At 44.7% G+C, this 16,304-nt stretch carries 14 protein-coding genes; 12 read left to right on the plus strand and 2 right to left on the minus strand.

Features of this window, described 5'->3' with window-relative positions:
* Positions 1-521: 521 nt before the first annotated feature.
* From DC345_RS31065 to DC345_RS31100, 8 genes are all read left to right on the plus strand, one after another.
* Positions 522-1,412, plus strand: coding sequence for a GNAT family N-acetyltransferase (locus DC345_RS31065; RefSeq protein ID WP_113056437.1), 891 nt, complete (start codon positions 522-524; stop codon positions 1,410-1,412).
* 525 nt (positions 1,413-1,937) lie between these two features.
* Positions 1,938-2,708: a beta-glucanase gene (bglS, locus tag DC345_RS31070; RefSeq protein ID WP_113056438.1), complete on the plus strand. Its 771-nt coding sequence runs from the start codon at positions 1,938-1,940 to the stop codon at positions 2,706-2,708.
* A 155-nt stretch (positions 2,709-2,863) separates the two neighbouring features.
* Complete coding sequence (locus tag DC345_RS31075) at positions 2,864-3,742, plus strand: AraC family transcriptional regulator (protein WP_113056439.1); 879 nt, start codon at positions 2,864-2,866, stop codon at positions 3,740-3,742.
* Between the two features lie 142 nt (positions 3,743-3,884).
* Positions 3,885-4,829, plus strand: a complete 945-nt coding sequence (locus tag DC345_RS31080; protein WP_397333821.1) for an ABC transporter permease — start codon at positions 3,885-3,887, stop codon at positions 4,827-4,829.
* Positions 4,830-4,851: 22 nt separating this feature from the next.
* Positions 4,852-5,745, plus strand: coding sequence for a carbohydrate ABC transporter permease (locus tag DC345_RS31085; RefSeq protein ID WP_113056441.1), 894 nt, complete (start codon positions 4,852-4,854; stop codon positions 5,743-5,745).
* 72 nt (positions 5,746-5,817) lie between these two features.
* Positions 5,818-7,461, plus strand: coding sequence for an extracellular solute-binding protein (locus DC345_RS31090; RefSeq protein WP_113056442.1), 1,644 nt, complete (start codon positions 5,818-5,820; stop codon positions 7,459-7,461).
* A 107-nt stretch (positions 7,462-7,568) separates the two neighbouring features.
* On the plus strand, positions 7,569-8,561 hold the full coding sequence (locus DC345_RS31095; protein ID WP_113056443.1) for an N-acetylglucosamine kinase: 993 nt from the start codon (positions 7,569-7,571) through the stop codon (positions 8,559-8,561).
* On the plus strand, positions 8,546-9,901 hold the full coding sequence (locus DC345_RS31100; RefSeq protein WP_113056444.1) for a 6-phospho-beta-glucosidase: 1,356 nt from the start codon (positions 8,546-8,548) through the stop codon (positions 9,899-9,901). The genes DC345_RS31095 and DC345_RS31100 overlap by 16 nt, the downstream gene beginning before the upstream one ends.
* Positions 9,902-10,017: 116 nt before the next feature.
* Here the strand turns inward: DC345_RS31100 and DC345_RS31105 are convergent, their stop codons facing one another.
* Complete coding sequence (locus DC345_RS31105; RefSeq protein ID WP_113056445.1) at positions 10,018-10,968, minus strand: AraC family transcriptional regulator; 951 nt, start codon at positions 10,966-10,968, stop codon at positions 10,018-10,020.
* A gap of 180 nt (positions 10,969-11,148) precedes the next feature.
* Here DC345_RS31105 and DC345_RS31110 point away from each other — a divergent pair, with 180 nt between their 5' ends.
* The 3 genes from DC345_RS31110 to DC345_RS31120 all read left to right on the plus strand — a co-directional run bounded on the left by DC345_RS31110 (position 11,149) and on the right by DC345_RS31120 (position 13,785).
* Positions 11,149-11,886, plus strand: a complete 738-nt coding sequence (locus tag DC345_RS31110) for an SDR family oxidoreductase (protein ID WP_113056446.1) — start codon at positions 11,149-11,151, stop codon at positions 11,884-11,886.
* Between the two features lie 69 nt (positions 11,887-11,955).
* Positions 11,956-13,101, plus strand: a complete 1,146-nt coding sequence (locus DC345_RS31115; protein WP_113056447.1) for an MFS transporter — start codon at positions 11,956-11,958, stop codon at positions 13,099-13,101.
* Positions 13,102-13,332: 231 nt separating this feature from the next.
* Positions 13,333-13,785 carry a VOC family protein gene (locus DC345_RS31120; RefSeq protein ID WP_113056448.1) on the plus strand — a complete coding sequence of 151 codons (453 nt, stop codon included), beginning with the start codon at positions 13,333-13,335 and terminating at the stop codon, positions 13,783-13,785.
* 243 nt (positions 13,786-14,028) lie between these two features.
* On the opposite strand, the gene DC345_RS31125 is transcribed toward DC345_RS31120, so the two are convergent.
* On the minus strand, positions 14,029-15,066 hold the full coding sequence (locus DC345_RS31125; protein ID WP_113056449.1) for a hypothetical protein: 1,038 nt from the start codon (positions 15,064-15,066) through the stop codon (positions 14,029-14,031).
* A gap of 631 nt (positions 15,067-15,697) precedes the next feature.
* On the opposite strand from DC345_RS31125, the gene DC345_RS31545 reads away from it, so the two are divergent.
* A partial coding sequence (locus DC345_RS31545; RefSeq protein ID WP_258530978.1) for a glycosyl hydrolase family 18 protein occupies positions 15,698-16,304 on the plus strand: 607 nt, incomplete at its 3' end.

A 16,304-nucleotide genomic window follows, 5' to 3' on the forward strand; every position in this document is an offset into this window, starting at 1 on the left:
AGAAATTCATATATGTTCTGCGAGGCATCTGGGTGTACGGCAAGTTCGCCTTATTCAAATTATTGTATGCATACACGATTTCGCCGGAGTGATAGGCTCCTAACGTCTCAAATCTAGATGGTCCGGGCTGTCCCTTATCGAAGATATAATAGTATACATCGTGAGAAGGGGGTTCCTTCATCGGATTCCCAAACACAGTATGACGTACTACCAGGGCGGGCCTATAGCAAACCTTTTTGTACGTTCTGGTCGAGTAACACTCTACTGATTGAAGCGCTAATTAAGATCAATAGACCAGTGGATTAAGAATAACAAACGCGCCCCCGAAGATATGGCCGAAATAGTCATGCATCAACTATTGTCCAACTACAACAGATTAATTTGAAGTTCGAAATAAAAGTAGTGGGGCCTTCAGGCTCCATTACTTTTTATTGTCGAGCGGTTAAAGTAGAATGCATATATAGGTTGGGCGAAAATACGAAAATGATCACATTAAATGAAGTAAAGAGAGGTTCATACTTATGACAATGACGTTTAGGAAACTAAGTGAGCTATCGATCGAGGAAAATGTACGTATTTGGAATCTGGGATTCGAGGGCTATTTTATCCAGATGGTTATGACGATTGATGCTTTGATGACCAGGGTTGTTAACGAAGGGCTTTCCTTGGAGAATTCACTTGCTATTTATGTGGATGGTGAACCTGCAGGGTTTGTCATGAATGGATTTCGTGACGTAGATGGAAAGAAAGTGGCATGGAACGGAGGGACAGGTATTGCGCCTGCATTTAGAGGTCAGGGCATTGGCAGAGCGCTCATGTTAAGAAATCTTAAATTGTACCAAGAACAAGGCGTGGAGCTTGCGTTACTTGAAGCGCTCACTCAGAATGAGAGTGCGATCAAGCTATATCAGTATGTGGGGTATGAAATTACGGATCGATTAATGATTTTACAACATACGGGTACAATAGATCCCCAATTACTGAAGCGATTTGTTGCGCATCCTTTTTCTATCACCAAAGGATTGCCCCGTGATGTATGTGCGCTAGACTTCTATCGAGGCTTATCTGCTTGGCAGACACAATGGCCTAGTATGAAGGAAGGTGAATCTATAATCATTAGACAAGATAGCGAGCCGATATGCTATGCATTGTATAAGCGAACATTTGATCAAGAGGGTAAATTGGTAACCATCTCGCTCTATCAATGTGAGGTCCTTCCAGGGCGGGAAGATGCAGAGGAGATTTATAAGCTTGCTCTCAGTGAACTGTTTGCCCCGTTAGACTATGTTTGCAGACGAGGGACATCTAACCTGCGTAAATCCAATCAACTTTTGAACGATCTATTGATAAAATTAGGTTTCACATCAAATGTTGAGCAAGTGCTTATGATGCGAAATATGGATCCTAACTAAGATAAAAGAGAAACAGATAGATAATAGCATTTTTGAATTACAAATTTTTTAGCATTCGTTGAATTCATGATACAAGAAATAAAGCAACACACATCATTAAGCTAAGAGGAAACGATAGCGCAAAAAAACAAGAAGACAGCCGATCACGATCGGCTGTCTTCTTGTTTAACTAGCCGGCAGGACAGTTCATTGGCAATAGCGTCACTATAGTACTCCAATCTGAACAGATTTCCGAGAATATTTGCTCAATACTATCGCACATCGCTACCTAAGATTAGATAATGAGGCTGAAGAAGGCCGTGACAGGAAGGAACTATAGGCTGTTTGTAGCCTTTTCACTAAATGGACTGACGAGAAAAACCGTTAAATAGTGCAGTTTAATCATTGAAATGATTGAGATTTACTACATTTTTACATGTAGTATGAAGATGATTCAGGATGGAATTATTCATTCCGGAATCCCAGAAGTGCATAACTTGTCGTGCTTATGTTTTCTTAATTGCATTCCAAGGAAGAGGTGTTTTCATGAAAAAGTTAATGGATTTTAGAAAGAAAATGTCGACCGTGCTAATGACAAGTGGCCTGATATGCGCGATGCTATTACCCATTCAAGCGTCGGCGGCTGACATTGCTTTTAACGAACCGTTAAACGGCGTGAATCCCAATTTGTTCTATACCTCAGATGGATGGGCTAATGGTCCTGATTTCGGAGTGGGCTGGAAGGCGGTTAACCAGGAATTCGTAAATGGAATTATGGCTTTGCGACTTGACAATACAGGGTGTCCAGCCAGTTGCTCGGGGAAAAATTATGCTTCAGCTGAATATTCGACCCATGTGAAGTATGGATATGGCCGAGTTGAAGCACGTTTAAAAGCGGCTTCAGGAGTAGGACTCGTCACAAGTCTCTTCACGTATTCCGGACAAGGGATAGGTACATCCAATGACGAAATCGACATTGAAATATTGGGCAAAGACACGACGAAGATGGAAACCAATTATTTTACGAATGGTGTAGGTCAACATAGCACGATCATCAATCTGGGGTTTGATGCCTCGCTCGATTTTCATAATTATGCGTTCGAATGGTCGCCATCATCCATTAAGTGGTATGTAGACGGTAAACTGGTCCACACGGAGAATGGATCACGTGGACCGCTCCCGACCAATCCTGGCTATATTATGGTAAATCTGTGGTCAGGGTCGGGACCTGCTGAGATATGGACAGGCAAATTCAATTACCCGGGTTTGCCGGTACGTGCTTATTTTGATTGGATCAAATTTAACCCGGCTAACTGACGTTCGAAAGATGGATTACCTTTTAAAAGCTGTCCAGAGTCAGAAGTGGCTCTTGGGATAGCTTTTTTATTTACAACAATGGAATATAAATGATAGAGTTTTTTACAAGATATGTATTTGGTAGCGCTTACAAAAAAATGTAGGGGGAGTTATGAATGCCAACTATCATGAGGGAAGAAGTGGTTCCGAAGGAAAAGGTGAAAATGAATAAGAATTATCCAGTTTATGTCGGCGACACGATTGGTGTGACTATCCCTTATCAAAAGCTTCATTGGCATAATGTTCTGGAGATTAATTATATTAAATCCGGCACGGGCTACTACATCATCAACGGGCAAAAATTTGATTTCCAGCAGGGAGATGTGCTGCTCATCAATTCGAATGATCTTCACTGCGCTTACGAAACTAAGGATCTTGTTATGACTGTCATCACATTCGATTCGAACTGGTTTATTCATAACCTCCGATTCGATCCGGAGCTATTCAGCCCGTTCCGCGACATAGACAAACATTACATGAATCTGATCCACCGTGATCACCCGGCCATGGACAGGCTGCGGTCACTTCTTCTTGAACTCCAATTGGAGCATGAGAGGGAGCAGCCTTCCTACACTACGGTTGTATACTCGCTTATACTCCAGTTTCTGACTGTCGTAAATCGGGAGTGTCGAATAGAGGGGATTTGCGGTAGTCAACACCTCATCAGTGAGAGGCAGTATGAGAAAATACGTCAGGTGATTATGGTTATGGAACAAAACTTCGCCCATCCATGGACGCTGGAGGAGCTGGCCTCTCTTGTCTATCTCAGTCCTTCAAGGTTCAGCGAAATATTCAAACGCGCAGTCGGCATGCCTCCGATGCTGTACCTGATCCATATTCGCCTGGAGCAAGCTGTCATGATGCTGGAAGGAGGTCATATGAAAATAATGGATATTGCTCTGGAATGTGGCTTCCGCACGCTGACCAACTTTAATCGGCTGTTTAAGAAGCACATCGGCATGACGCCGAAGACTTCACAAAAGCAAAATCCTTAGAAAACAGTAATATAGTGCTATATTTTACTGGTATTAGCAGAGAAATGAACTGGGTCAGGAGATACAATGAAGTGGCAAGCATCTCATAACTATGTCAATAAATCTAACACTAAGTTGAAAAGGGGGGATGTCAATGCCGCAAATGGAGATCGGCAGTAAAACGAAGCCGCTTGTTAAGAAAAGTCGCCTGCGCCGCTTTATGAAGCAATGGGACATTCAACTTATGGTGCTTCCGGCCATGATGTTTATCCTGATCTTCAGCTACATTCCCATGTACGGAGTGCTGATGGCGTTTCAGGACTACAGTTTATTCAAAGGGTTTCTGAACAGTCCATGGGTAGGTTTCAAGCATTTCGACGTGTTTTTCGGGACGCCGGAGTTTTGGACCATTATGCGGAATACTCTCGTCATTGGCATGCTTAAGCTGTGCATCGGGTTTCCGGCCCCCATCCTGCTCGCGGTGATGCTGAATGAAGTAGGGAAACATTCTTTCAAACGAATTGTTCAGACGATCAGCTATTTGCCTCACTTTTTGTCGTGGGTCATCGTATCGGGCTTAGTGATCTCCATCTTGTCTGTGGACAATGGCAGCCTGAACATACTGCTGCAGAAGCTGAGTCTTATCGATGAGCCGATTAACTTTCTATCGGAGCCAAAGTACTTTTGGAGTATTTTGACGGTAACGAATGTGTGGAAGGAGATTGGTTTCTCCTCCATTGTGTATTTGGCGGCAATTGCGGGCATCAATCCCCAACTTTATGAAGCCGCTTCCATTGATGGTGCGAGCCGTCTGAAGCAGATTTTTTCCATCACTATTCCATCCATTATGCCAATTATCGTTGTGTTCTCGATTCTGGCTATCGGTAATTTCCTAAATGCAGGATTTGAGGACATATTGCTGCTGGGAGGCAATCCGGTTTTGCGAGATGTCAGCGACGTGCTGGACACCTATGTATATCGAATTGGCATTCAGAACAGCCGATACTCTTACGCAACGGCGGCAGGGCTGTTTAAGGCCGTCATCAGCGTTGTGTTATTGTCCGGAGCCAACTATTGGGCTCGTCGATCGGGGAACAGCCTTTGGTAGGGGAGAAAGGGGAGCGGTATATATGAGGCTGTCGAATGGGGATCGATGGTTTGTTGGCATAATTTATGTATCATTGGCTTTGTTTACATTCATTGCGATATATCCGTTCTGGAACGCTGCCGTCATCTCATTTAACTCGGGGACAGATACGATGCAGGGCGGCATTACATTCTGGCCGCGTGAATTCACGCTTGAAAATTATCATGTGGTGTTTAAAGATGAGCGATTGATTGACGGTTTCATCATCTCGGTGCTCCGAACGTTGCTGGGTACACTGCTCTCCATTGTGGCAACAGCCATATTAGCTTATGGCATTTCTAAACGCGAATTGATGGGTCGCAACTTTTATATGGTAACTTGCATCATAACGATGTACTTCAGCGGCGGACTTATACCCAACTATTTGCTTATTCGGGAGCTGGGTCTGATGAACTCTTTTTGGGTTATGGTCATACCAGGAATTATCAGCGTGTGGAATATGATCATATTCCGGACGTTCTTTAAGGGAATCCCGCCGGGGCTTGAGGAGTCCGCCCGTATCGACGGTTCCTCAAACTGGGGGGTATTCATCCGAATCGTACTTCCTTTATCTGGACCGGTCATAGCAACGCTGTCGCTGTTTACGGCAGTGTATCACTGGAATGATTGGTTTGCGCCAAGTATCTACATATCCAACACGGATCTTCTACCCATTCAGACTAAGCTTCAGCAGATACTTAATGCCAATATCATGATGGAACAGATGCAGAACATGGATGCTGCTGCACAGGGCCGGATGAGCGCGATGAAAACCGTAACTACCAAATCGTTGTCCATGTCGACGATGATGGTGGCAACCATTCCGATCCTCTGCGTCTACCCATTCGTACAGAAATATTTTGTGAAGGGCGTATTAATCGGTTCTTTGAAGGAGTAATTCAAGCAAATTCCGGCCAAGGCTTTAAGCGTCCGCTTTGACCATAGATGAATCGTGAAGGGAGCACTCATAATGAAAAAAGGGAAAAAGAACCTTCTCTCTGGCTTGTCAGTCACACTTATCATTGTCATGGCTTTAATGGGATGTTCGGGTTCAGGAGGAAATACTGCAAGCCAAGAGAAGGATTACCCAGTTTCGGGGGATACCTTTGTACTGGGAGAGAAACCGCTGGAATTCTCATTCTACGGCCATTATGACTGGTACACAATGCCAGATTGGGGTAAAGATGCTGCGACGAAGTGGATCAAAGAGAATAAAAAGATTGACGTCGTGCCGATCAGCTCCGGTGGCGTCGCCAAGAACAAGCTCAGTACCATGATCGTGGCGGGTGAACTGCCGGATGTTATATGGATGGATCGTGGAGCGGATGTCGAAAAGCTCCGTTCTGAGGGGATGTTGGTCCCGTTCGATGATTATCTGAATAAATACCCCAATCTGAAAAAGTGGGCTGGGGAGTCTACGCTCGAATTGCTTCGCTCACCTGACGGTAAGCTATATCAGTTCCCTAACTGGTATACGACGCAGCCAAACGGCAACGCAGGATATCTTGTCAATAAGAAGATTTATGAGGAACTCGGCTCGCCGAGCCTGGAAACACCAGAGGATCTGTACGTCTATTTGAAGCAAGTGAAGTCAAAGTATCCAGATGTCGTTCCGCTGGAGGTTGGTCAAACTGCTGCAGGAGTGGACATCATGGTATCTGCGTTTGCAGAAAATCGCCCACATACATTCAACAGTATGATCGCCGTTCCACAAGGGGATCAACTCGTATCCCTGTTCACGGATCCTGTCTATCGTGAGCTGCTGCAGTATATGGGCCGTCTGTACCGTGAAAAACTTGTCACTCAGGATGCCTTCACACAGAAGCTGGAGCAGGTCGAGCAGAAGGTTATAAACGGCAAAGTAGCCGTTTATGTAGCGTCAAGTCCCACCGAGTTTGGCTCCAAGGGCAACAATCTGCTTAAAGCGCAAGACCCGGACGCTGGTTACATCATGGTATGGCCTGTACACAAAGCGGAGTTGGATCGCAACAAGATTTTCCCTGGCGATTATAAACAGCTGGGCTGGAATGTCAGCGTCATTACGAAAGCGGCCAAAGATCCAGAAGCCATCTTCGCCTTCCTGGATTGGTTCACAGGTCCTGATGGCCAACGTACGATTATGTGGGGTCCTGAAGGATTATATTGGGATGGAACGGACGAGGAGGATATGCCGCTGTTCACCGACAAGTTTACAAGCGACGCTAAAGGTCGTGATGAGTTGATGAACGCAACGGTCAACTTTCAATGGAACGGCAACACGGTCTATGTGGACAATTCTAAGATGAAATTCGAGTCTACCCTTCCGCCAGAGAAGCGGAATTTTGAAACGTACTGGCAATCGGAGATTACATGGAAGACGCAGATGAACACAACGGAGTTCGCCAATCTGGATCCTGCAAGCGATTCGGAAGAAGGCATTATTGCGCAGCGCGTGTTTGAGATCTATGAGCAAGTTAGAGCTAAAGCGATAAGCTCCACGACCTCGGATCAGGAAGTGCTTTCGCTTCTGGATAAGGCTGAGGCGGATGCGCAAAAATCCGGTTATGACAAGTTGTTGAAGTACAAAACAGCGAGATGGCAGGAGAATAAGGCGAAAATGGTAGCAGCGAAATAAAAGTCATGGCTGGAAGCAGTCCTTTCGTTAAGATTTTTGCGCGAAGCTTTCGCCCCAAAGTCTTGGCTGGCGGCTTCATTAGCTGGGCGACATAGGAGAGATCATACTTGAACTATTACTTGGGAGTAGACGGTGGAGGAAGCAAGACATTGGCTGTCGTGACGGACGAAACGGGACGAATATTAGGAAGAGGAATCAGCGGCTGCGGCAATCATCAGCTTGGTGCTGCCATTGCAGAGAGCAGTATAACCCAGGCCGTTGATGAGGCGTATGCACAGGCAGGGCTTGGCAAAGAAAATATCACTTACGCTACATTCGGGCTTGCGGGAGCCGATCGTGAGGCGGACTTCTGCATCTTACGGCCAATAATAGGCGCAATGGGTTTAGAGAAATACCGTATCGTATGCGATACTGTCATTGCCATGAGAGCCGGCACAAGACAGACGGATGGGGTCGTCCTTATATGTGGAAGCGGGACGAATGGATATGGTGTTAACGTTGCAGGTGAGGAGGTTCAGATCGGAGGATTCGGTTATGAATTTGGCGATTTCGGTGGAGGCGGTGAACTGGCCGTCGAGGTGTTTCGGACAGTCATTCGTTCATGGGAAGGTAGGGAGCAGCCAACTGCTTTGACTTCGCTTACATTGAAGGCGCTTACCTTCGAGACCGTGGAAGAGATGTACCACCGATTTTTGGACGATGGAAGAAGGGCTCCACATACGTTGGCGAAACTGCTGTTTCAGGCTGCGCCTGGGGATGAAGTCGCAAGAAAAATATTGGAGAGGCAAGGTTTGGAGCTGGGGAAAGTCGCCAATGCGGTTATTCACAAACTTGGCATGGGCAATGATTCCTTTGATGTTGTATTGGCTGGCAGCGTGCTAACTCGTGGAGAAGGAGATTATGTGGTTCGGTATATCGAGTCTCAGGTTACTACAGCAGCACCAAAGTGCCGGTTGCGAATCTTGGCCCTTGAGCCAGCAGCAGGTGCCATCCTGCTCGCAATGGATGAGAACGGGGTAAGACCAGATTCCACGGTATATGACCAATTGCACCAAGGACTTGCCGTGAAGGAGAGGAATGTGAAATGGGCACAGGATTAAAGGTTGCTGTTATTGGGGGAGGCTCTTCCTATACCCCTGAGCTGATTGAAGGTTTCATCCGTCATTATGATAGCTTTCCGGTTAAGGATATCGTGCTGGTGGATATTCCGGAAGGTCTTCATAAACTCACCGTTGTTGGCGGGCTGGCGAAACGAATGGTTGAACGAAGCGGACTGCCGATTAGTATTACTTTAACTTTGGACCGTAAGGAAGGACTGCGGGATGCCCATTATGTATCGACACAGATACGAGTAGGGTTGTTGGAGGCCAGAGCATGGGACGAAACGATTCCGTTGAAATATGGAATGCTCGGGCAGGAGACGACCGGAGCCGGGGGAATGATGAAGGCTCTGCGTACCATACCTGTACTCTTGGAAATATGCAAGGATATGGAGATGTTATGTCCTGACGCCTGGCTACTTAATTTCACGAATCCTTCCGGAATGGTAACGGAAGCCATCATGAAGCATTCCAGTATACGTTCCATCGGTTTATGCAATTCCCCGATCGCCGCCTACAAGTGGCTGTCTGCACTCTATCAGGTGCCTGAGGAACGCATCTTTTGCGAGTTTGTCGGGTTAAATCATCTGCACTGGATCAGCCGGATCGAGATTGATGGGGAGTCAAAGCTGGAGGAATTGTTGGACACAGGGGGGAGCTACTCGGCCAGCAACGTGCCGCAGCTTGCTTGGAACGAGACGCTGATTCGCGCGATTGGCGCCCTTCCGTCCTATTATCTAAAATATTTTTACCTTCACCGAGAGATGTTGGCGGAGCAGCAGGCTGCCGCAGCCATAGGGGAGACGAGGGCTGAGATGGTCAAGCGCCTTGAGGATGAACTATTTGAGATTTACAAGCGGCCAGAGCTAGTGGAGAAACCGAAGCAGCTGGGGCAACGTGGGGGTGCCTATTATTCGGAGGCGGCTGTCAATCTGATGAAGGCAATTCATACGGATAGCGGAGAAGTTCTAACGCTAAACGTCATGAACGGCGACACTCTGGACTTTTTACCGGAGGATGCCAGTATCGAAGTGAACTGCGTTGTGACGAAGAACGGCGCTGTTCCGGTACCGATTACACGAGTACCGGATGCCGCAGTCGGCCTGATTCAAGCGGTGAAGACCTATGAGAGTCTGGCCATCGAAGCGGCGGTTTCGGGAAGTAGGGAGAAAGCATTGCTCGCCCTTAGCTCACATCCGCTGACCGATTCGGTGTGTATCGCAGAAGCGATGCTGAATGAAATGCTGGAGCAGAACCGCACCTATTTGCCCCAGTTTTTTCATGGAGGTAAGGGAAGTAATGTAAAGAATATTAACGAAAGACAAACTGGACACACTTAAAAGTATCCGTTCCCCTTCAGAGTTAGATGATATCTAACTTTGAAGGGGAATTTTTTTGTAGGACCGTCAACCATCAATGATCTAGTCACTGTTCTTAGAGATTTAAATATCCCTAGCTACTGTTTATGAAATTGAGTTAGTACATCTGAGAACGTATCGGAACTGCGAAGCTTTTGAACATCCAGCATTGGTGGTTGTCCATACATACGGGCATATTCCCGACTAAACTGGGATGGGCTCTCATAACCAACACGAAACGCAGCATCTGAGGCTTGAACGGTTTCCGTCAACATTAAGCGCCGAGCTTCTTGTAAACGCACGGCTTTCTGATACTGCAACGGACTCATCTCCGTGACACGTTTAAAATGTTTATGAAACGCTGAAGTACTCATGTTTACAGACTTCGCAAGTTGATCGATTACTAGAGGACGGTCGAATTGCCTGTTAATCAGTTGGATCGCTTGGGCAATGTTGTGAGCTTGACTGCCAATAATGGCGAATTGATGGATTTGCGGCCCTTGTTCTCCTTGCAGCACTCGATACAGAATTTCCCGGATAACGAGCGGGGCCAGAATCGGAATGTCTTCAGGATCATCCAGTAACTCCATCAGCCGCACAATAGCTTGAAGTAATGTGGAGGACATCCGATTTACGGCTATTCCTCGGCTGACTTTTGTGGGAACGGAAGTGAGTTGTGCTGCTTCTTTTACAATATCCAATATAACGTCCGACTCGAAGCTTAACCGTAAACTTAAATGCGGTTTCTCAGGTGAAGCTTGTAAGACTCTGCCGATTACCGGCAATTCGACAGAAATGACCAAATAAGTCGACGGGTCGTATCGGTATATCTCATCGGCCAGTGTGGCCGTTTTCGCCCCTTGTGCCACAATGCAAATGGAAGGTTTATATACGGATTCAATGGGTTCAAACAATTCTGTTGCATGCATCAGCGACAAAGAAGGTACAGCCGTCTTATGCCTGCCACTCGATGGAGCATGACGCCGAATCATATGCGTCAAATGTTGCAAGGCTTCTTCAATGCGCCGTGATTCATCTGTGAGACTCATGTTTTACATGCTCCTATCTGCAAAGGATCTTTTTTAATTTTATTATATGGAGACTGAAGAGAATTAGGCAAGCTTTGAACAGGATTGGTCTAACGGCATACTGCCCGTCCTTACTATAATGAACGGGTAAAGCTGATTACACCTGGTATCAGATATAACAAAGATAAAGGAGCGGATAAAATGAGTTTGAATAGAAAAGTTGCTATTGTAACGGGTGCATCCCGAGGCATTGGACGACAGATAGCTATACAATTGGCGCAGTCGGGCGCGAATGTGGTTGTCAATTACGCCTTAAATCAGGAGAAAGCAAACGAGGCCGTAAAAACGATTGAGCAATGTGGAGGCCAAGCGATAGCCATTCGCGCCGACGTGAGTAAGGTAATCGAAGTTGAAGCATTATTTGCGGAGGCAATCGAACGATTTGGACAAGTAGACATTCTAGTCAATACTGCTGGCGTTATGGAGTGCACGGCCATCACGGAAGTGACGGAGGAGATGTTTGATCGACTCTTCGCAATCAACGTCAAAGGAACTTATTTCGCTTGTCAACAAGCAATGAAGTATATGGAAAAAAGCGGGACAGTTATTAACTTCTCGACCTCCGTGTCGGGCGCGATGCTGCCAACATACAGTCTCTATGCGGCAACGAAAGGTGCAGTTGAGCAATTGACTCGCCAATTGGCTAAAGAATTCAGTCCCAAAAATATCGTCATCAATTGTATAGCACCCGGTCAAGTATCGACCGAGTTATTCCTAAATGGAAAATCACCGGAATTAATTGAATCGTTTAGCCGGATGAATGCCTTTGGACGACTTGGAGAGCCAGAGGACATCGCAAATGCGGTAGAGCTACTCGTTAGTGACAAAGCACGCTGGATAACAGGACAAACGATTCGCGTTAACGGCGGATTTAATTAAAAATTTCTCTACCATCTCGGTATGAATTTGTACCGTGTACAGTTATTGATCGGAAAGGAATAAACATTCATGTCTAGTACATTCAAAATCTATATCTTAGCTGTTCTCAGCTTTCTTGTTGGTACTTCGGAATATGTAATAGCAGGTATCCTGGATAAAATTGCAATGTCGACAGGAGTTTCTCTTGTCACGGCAGGGCAACTAATCACAGTTTTTTCGTTGGCGTATGCGTTCGGCACACCGCTTGTGATGGTAATGACTGCACGCATGGAGCGCAAAAAGTTACTTCTTACGGCTATCGGGTTCTTTGTTCTTAGTAATGTACTTGCTTATGTTCTGCCAGGGATTGGACTGTTGAATCTCTCCAGAATAATGATGGGAATCAGCGCTGGTGTTGTCGTTGTTGTATCTATGACCATTGCTACAAAGGTAGCCCGACCGGGCAAGGAAGGAAGTGCGCTGGCAGCAGTGCTGATGGGCTTTACAGCTTCCTTGATTTTCGGGGTGCCCCTTGGGAGGATCATGGCTACCACCTACGAGTGGAAGGCTGTGTTCGGAGTCATTGCACTACTAGGCTTTGCAGCTATTTTTCTGATTGCGCTGCTTATTCCGCGTATACAGGGTGAAGCGGCGGTTTCGCTGCGAAAACAGGTTGCCTTGTTGAAAGAGCCAAGAGTGATGATCGCTTTATCCGTGACGTTCTTTTGGATCATAGGGTATTCCATCTTTTATTCTTACATTACGCCGTTCCTGTTGACGTCCGTCGGTATGCATGACAGCACCCTTAACACGATACTGTTCGTGATCGGCATTGCCAGCCTGATCGGGTCCCGCTCCGGCGGTTATGCGACAGACAAATGGGGGCTTCATCGTGTGCTCAAAACCGGACTCGGGCTGAACGCTATTGCATTAATATTGATTGCATTTGGTGCCCATGCTCCGGTGCTCCTGATCGTTATGCTGATTCTTTGGTCAATCGCAGTATGGTCATTGGGGCCTCCACAACAGCTGCATATAATTAATATTTCTCCCGAATCAACGGGGATAATGTTGAGCTTGAATAGTATGGTTCTTCAGTTAGCGATGGCGGCGGGCGCCGGTGTGGGCGGTTTGGTGGTTGAGCGAATCTCCCTGTCCGCAATTACTTGGTTTGCTGCCGCTGCCATTGTACTGGCATTCGGAGCTGTAAACTTATCACAGCGAAAAAACAATTAGTGATTGCTCTCAGGGTTTCCCGGAGTCCAAGATTTATTTAAGTTAAAACCATGGGGTTCCGGGAAGCTCTTTTACTTTGACCATTTAGATCTTTGAGGTTGAACATAAATTTTAGGATGCTTTGGTGAAGTGAGAAGATGTTAATCGTTCGAAAGGAATTTGTAATTCTTAATTGAATAAATATGAAGATGGTCAGGTACTCAATTTGTACATATTAAGGAGAGAAAAGCTATGGGAAAAAACAAACTTCTAAGAATGGACAATGTTGGCATCGTTGTAGAATCCCTCGATGACTCAATCGCTTTCTTCGAAGAGATTGGCTTGAAGCTCGAAGGACGAGCTACTGTCGAAGGTGAATGGGCTGGCCGGGTAACCGGGCTGGGTTCACAGTGTGTAGAGATTGCTATGATGGTTACCCCAGATGGCCACAGCCGAATTGAACTTTCGCGATTTCTCACCCCACCTACAATATCAGATCACCGAGCTGCTCCTGTAAATGCCCTTGGTTATTTACGTGTCATGTTCACCGTTGAAGACATTGACGAAATGGTATCCAGACTCATCAAGTATGGTGCTCAACTCGTTGGCGAAATTGTTCAGTACGAGGATTCGTATCGACTCTGCTACATTCGTGGAAATGAAGGACTTCTAATCGGTTTGGCGGAAGAGCTCGGTAATAAATAAGTGACGTTTGAAAGAAGACTTAACTGGAATATAGCTTGCCTTAAGTTTTTGGAAACATACATTGAACATTTGGAAAACTTATACGTTAAATCATAAAGAACACCTTGAGCCTTATTATATCTCGCAAATGTAGACTAAATAACAGCACCCATTCCAAGTCACACAAGGAGCTGGAACATGCCAGCTCCTTGTGTGACTTGAGAAAACAAAAATATCTTGGTATTCATATATAGCCCACAAAATCTAAATTTCTTTAAGAGTTATCTTAGTTCTGGTGATATATATACTGGTTTCGCTCTCAAATGCAGAATCCGTTCCAAGGATAATCCACAATTCTCCCTTCGCATCTGTTTTTACGAGAAAAGGTCGGTTTTTATTATTGAACGTTTTTAATTCATAGGTTTGATCCGCAGAGGTGCTCTTTGATAAATTTCCGAGCACTATAGCATCTTTTCCTTCCTGAGACTGCTGGCCCTTATCGATATTCATTTGATAGAAATGATCTTTATTCAGAATCGATTTGGGTTCTTGATTGGTTACCCCAGCTTTTACATACACACTCTCTCCTGGAGAACCGCCAGCACCCATACTATTCTTAGCAGCATTAGTTGCAATATCAAAATCGAAGGTTACAAGATAGGTCTGATTGGGCTTTAATTTGGATGTCTTATCTATTTTTTTCTTTACAAACATGAATAAATCATCACTACGGTTAACACCACTCAGGTATAGCCCTTTTTGATTGATATTGATTTCTTTCGGCAGTGACTTAAACGAATAATTCAGTTTATAGATTGAACGATCCTTTTGGGGATAGTCTGCGAAACCGGCGGACCATTGATCGCTATTTTTAACAAAATCCGATGTTAGGGTGATTTCTTTATCCAACGAAATCATTGAATCCAAATCGATTAAAGACACGAATGAGATATTGTTTAATAGCTCGATTTGTCGTTTTGTGAGATTTGCAGAGAATCCTTCAAGAACGTTGCTATACCTATTTTTGATGTGAAACTTACCAATCTTCTTCTCTAAATCCTTATATTCTTTATCACTGAGATGTTTGTTGAAAATAACGATACTCGGAATTTGAGATCTGAGCTTAACATTTTTCAGCTTATTGTTCAGTTGCTCTGAAACCTTCATAGGAAGAATGTGGATTTCTTTAGATGAATTAAGGTCTGCCGCATCTGAACTGTTAAAGTTGGTGAATGAGGAAGCTCCTCCTGCTAAAATGGTTGCGGCTAAAGTTAAGGCTATTTTTTTGTTACGAGTATTCATATTTTCCTCCTAGGATGTATTCAGCACCTCTAACGGAGCAACTCGTCAATTTGTTGCAATAGAGAAAATAAAGTGAATTTCACTACGACACCATATTAAGATCAATAGTTCGTTTCTTGCCTACGACAAAGTAAGAGAAGGGATTACTTATAAGTGTCTAGCTTATTTCTTGGTGAAATAGTAATGACATGAGATTATATTTACATATATTGTATTCAAAAAAACACTATGCTACAGTGGCTTAGCGGACGTTCGTTAGGGAAAATGGATATGACGTCATGCCAGAGATTAATCAAATCATAAATACTGATAATTAATAAATAACTAAATACGAGGTGTGTGTTTTTTTGAACAAACTTGTATATCTATCCATAATTAGCACCATAATAAGTAGTTTTCTTTTATCCCCGTTTACGGCTTCAGCGGGCTCTAACTTCAAAATAGTTTTGGGATACTATGCTCAAGATGAAAATGCGTATGACTCTCTTACTACGAATTATGCTTACTTGACTCAAGTTTCTACAGATTCATTTACATTCGACTCGAAGGGGGAAATTCTGGGTTCTGCACCCAAGGAAGCTATTTCTTTTGCTAATAAGAAAAATATCGAAACGTTCGCAGCGGTTTCCAATTGGCAAGGAGATTACTTCAATGCGGCACTAGCTCACAAAATTGTAGGCGATTCGAAAGTGAGGAAGAGGCTATCAAGAGCATTCTTAACCTAGTTAAAACGAATCAATATAAAGGTATTAATATCGACTTTGAGAATATTGAGGCTAAGGATCGCAAAGCTTTCAGTAGTTTTATTGGAGAGATTTCTCAAACGTTACGACCTAAGGGATATCTCACAATGGTATCGGTTCCAGCTGAGTTTGAAAATGATCCTACTAATAGCTGGTCAGGTGCCTTCGATTACAAGGAAGTAGGCAAGCATGCTGATTATATTCAAGTTATGACTTATGACCAGAATGGTCCGTGGGGACCTTCTGGACCAGTAGCAGGTAAAGATTGGATGGAGGCTGCCATTCAGTACACTATATCTGAAATTCCTCTTCAAAAAGTAATTATTGGAGTACCAGCTTATGGATATAATTGGAATGAAACGAAGAAGAATGGAGATATTATAGCTTTAAAAGATATCCCTGCTTTGATTGCTTCAACAGGCGCTAAACCAGAATGGGATGAGTCTTCGTCTTCAATATCTCTCCACTATCAGGCAGATGATGGTTCAAAACATG

It is taken from the genome of Paenibacillus taichungensis (assembly GCF_003287275.1).
GTDB classification, from domain to species: Bacteria; Bacillota; Bacilli; order Paenibacillales; family Paenibacillaceae; genus Paenibacillus; species Paenibacillus taichungensis_A.